Below are 3,412 nucleotides of genomic sequence, written 5' to 3'. Positions count from 1 at the left end.
TTTCCATGGCAATCTTAAGTTCTGGACTATGTGCAGCAGCAGCTTCCATTACAGCTTTACCTTCGCGCTCTACATCAATACCACGGTTACGTGCATCAACACAAGCTTCTAGTGCAACACGGTTTGCAGCAGCACCGGCAGCATTACCCCATGGGTGACCTAATGTACCACCACCAAACTGTAGTACTGAGTCATCACCAAAGATAGCTACTAATGCTGGCATATGCCATACGTGAATACCACCAGATGCTACCGGCATTGTGCCAGGCATTGAACCAAAGTCTTGGTCAAAGAAAATACCACGACTACGATCTTCTGGAATAAATGATTCGCGCATTAGATCAATCCAACCTAATGTTGCTTCACGATCACCCTCTAGCTTACCAACAACGGTACCTGAGTGCATATGATCGCCACCTGATAAACGTAATGTCTTCGCTAAGACTCGGAAATGGATACCGTGATGTGGATTACGATCAACTACCGCATGCATTGCACGGTGAATGTGTAACAATACACCGTTCTTCGCACACCAGCGAGCTAGACCTGTATTTGCACAGAATCCACCAGTAAAGAAGTCATGCATAATAATTGGAGAACCAATTTCTTTTGCAAATTCAGCACGCTCATACATTTCTTCTGGAGAAGCTGCAGTAACGTTTAAATAGTGACCCTTACGTTCAGTTGTCTCTTCTTCTGCAGTTTCAATTGCATCTTGACAGAATAAGAAACGATCGCGCCAGCGCATAAATGGCTGAGAGTTTACATTTTCATCATCCTTAGTAAAGTCTAGACCACCGCGTAAACATTCGTATACTGCACGACCATAGTTTTTAGCTGATAAACCAAGTTTTGGCTTAATTGTACAACCTAACATTGGACGACCATATTTGTTCATCTTATCACGCTCTACTTGGATACCGTGTGGCGGACCATTACATGTCTTAACATATGCAAGTGAGAATCTAATATCTTCTAGACGAAGAGCACGTACTGCTTTGAAACCAAATACATTACCAACTAATGAAGTTAATACGTTCACAATTGAACCTTCTTCAAATAAGTCGATTGGGTATGCAATGAATGCGTAGTAACAGCTATCATCTCCTGGAACATCTTCAATACGGTAACAACGACCGCGGTAATAGTCCATGTCTGTTAATAAGTCAGTCCATACTGTTGTCCATGTACCTGTTGATGATTCAGCAGCAACCGCAGCAGCAGCCTCTTCACGGTCAATACCTGGTTGTGGTGTGATCTTAAAACAAGCTAATAAGTCCGAATCTAATGGAACATAATCAGGTTGCCAGTAAGTTTCGCGGTAGTCCTTTACGCCCGCTTCGTATTTTTTGGCCATACAGCCCTCCTTCTTTAAAAATTTAATATAAATTCAAAATTCCCTGCCATCATACAATATCTCTACTATTAAGTAAAATAATATTTATTTAAAAAATAATAATATTTTCTTATTATTTTTTAAATAAATATTGTTCTCTTATATTAGTAAACAGCTAATGTAATCTCTTTTTTTTGTTTAAAAATTTTCATCCCAGTCAACATGTATTTCTTGACTATCGATATTTACTTTTATTAGGAACGGCTCTATATAGGGAACCCAGTGCTCTTTTTTTCCTTTTACAACCATAACATCGTTAGAGCCTGTTGCTACCATACTGGATACCTCACCTAAAATGACATCATTGGTATTAATCACTTTTAGCCCAATTAATTGATTCCAATAATACTGCCCTTTAGCAAGTTTCGGTAATTGTGACGTTTCTATATAAACATCTAATCCAATATATTCCCTTGCTTGCTCTCTATCGTTAACTCCTTTAATATTAGCAACAATCGTTTTCGCCTGCACTCTACCGTTTAAAACATCAATTGTTGTCCATTCGTTGTCAATTTTCACATGCCATGGCTTATAGGTAAGAATATTCTTGCGTGGATGTGCATATGAAAACACTTTCACCCAGCCCTGAACGCCAAAAAGGCCATTAATCTGTCCGATTAATAGCCTTTTGTTGTCAGAGTTTTGGCTCACTACCTACTCGGCTGCCGCTTCCTCTGTTGCTGCAGCAGCTTCTGCTTCTTCAGCTGCTTTTTCAGCTGCTTCAGCATCTGCTTTAGCTTTTTCTTCTGCTGCTAGTTTAGCTGCGATTGCTGCTGCTCTAGCTTCTTGAGCCGCTACACGCTTCTCACGAATTGAAGGATCTTTGAATTCTTTAACAAGTTGTTGAACGCGGTCAGACAACTGTGCACCTTTTGATGTCCAGTACTCTAATCTTTCTTCTTCGATAGTAAGCCTAACTTCTTGTCCACGAGCTACCGGATTAAAGTATCCGATACGCTCAATATAACCACTATCTCTACGCTTTCTAGAGTCTGTTGCTACGATTGAATAAAAAGGTTTTTTCTTGGCTCCACCTCGGGCTAGTCTAATTTTGACCATGGGTTTTTTGCTCCTTTATTGATTAATAGCTTACACCAAAAAGGTATAAGACGCGAAATTATATCAGTTTTTCTAGCTCTTCTGCTAGTTTTTGTGCATCACCTGTGTAAGTCATTGGTGTCAACTCGGCCAGATCTCGTTTTGCTTCTTCTGGCATATCTAAATCTTTTACAAATTCTGCCAATACTTGAGCATCGATCGTATTGCCTCGTGTTAAAGCCTTTAATTTTTCATATGGATTTTCAATCCCGTAACGACGCATCACTGTCTGAATAGGCTCTGCAAGCACTTCCCATGATGAATCTAAATCTTGATGTAAGCGCGCCTCATTAGTTTCTAGCTTGCCAATTCCTTTGGCTATTGATGCATAGGCAACCAAACAATGAGCACAGCTTACGCCTAAATTTCTAAGTACGGTTGAATCCGATAAGTCACGCTGCCAGCGTGAAATAGTTAGTTTGTCTGCTAAATGTGTATTTAAAGCGTTAGCAATTCCTAAATTTCCTTCGCCATTTTCAAAATCAATTGGATTTACCTTATGTGGCATCGTGGATGATCCCACCTCGCCTTCAACCGTTCTTTGCTTGAAATAACCCAACGACACATAACCCCAAATATCACGACTAAAGTCAATTAAAATCGTGTTGAATCGGTTTATTGAGTGGAAATACTCTGCCATATAATCATGAGTTTCTATTTGTGGCGTGTACATCGCGTAATTAATGCCCAGGCCTTCAATAAACTGCTGAGAAATATTTTGCCAATCTAAATCTGGATAGGCTGACAAGTGAGCGTTAAAGTTACCTACTGCACCATTAAATTTACCCATAACCTGCACACTCTCTAAATGCTGAATTTGACGTTTTAAGCGAAACGCAAAGTTAGCCATTTCCTTGCCTACTGTAGTCGGAGATGCAGTTTGACCGTGAGTACGTGACAGCATCGGAATTGAGGCAT

General features: G+C 40.0%; 4 protein-coding genes. All 4 read right to left on the bottom strand.

The features are described 5' to 3' along the window. Positions 1–1,357, bottom strand: a 1,357-nt coding sequence (locus P8M52_RS06730; RefSeq protein ID WP_300309122.1) for a form I ribulose bisphosphate carboxylase large subunit, incomplete at its 3' end; no start/stop codon positions are given. Positions 1,358–1,534: 177 nt separating this feature from the next. Next, positions 1,535–2,047, bottom strand: a complete 513-nt coding sequence (gene rimM, locus P8M52_RS06725) for a ribosome maturation factor RimM (RefSeq protein WP_300309120.1) — start codon at positions 2,045–2,047, stop codon at positions 1,535–1,537. A 3-nt stretch (positions 2,048–2,050) separates the two neighbouring features. Continuing rightward, a complete protein-coding gene (gene rpsP, locus P8M52_RS06720; RefSeq protein ID WP_300309118.1) occupies positions 2,051–2,455 on the bottom strand; it encodes a 30S ribosomal protein S16 in 405 nt (134 codons plus the stop codon). Between the two features lie 58 nt (positions 2,456–2,513). Next, positions 2,514–3,412, bottom strand: an 899-nt coding sequence (purB, locus tag P8M52_RS06715; protein WP_300309116.1) for an adenylosuccinate lyase, incomplete at its 5' end; no start/stop codon positions are given.

The sequence above is a fragment of the Candidatus Thioglobus sp. genome (genome assembly GCF_029243085.1).
Taxonomy (GTDB): domain Bacteria; phylum Pseudomonadota; class Gammaproteobacteria; order PS1; family Pseudothioglobaceae; genus Thioglobus_A.
This window is presented reverse-complemented; position numbering and strand designations above follow the sequence as displayed.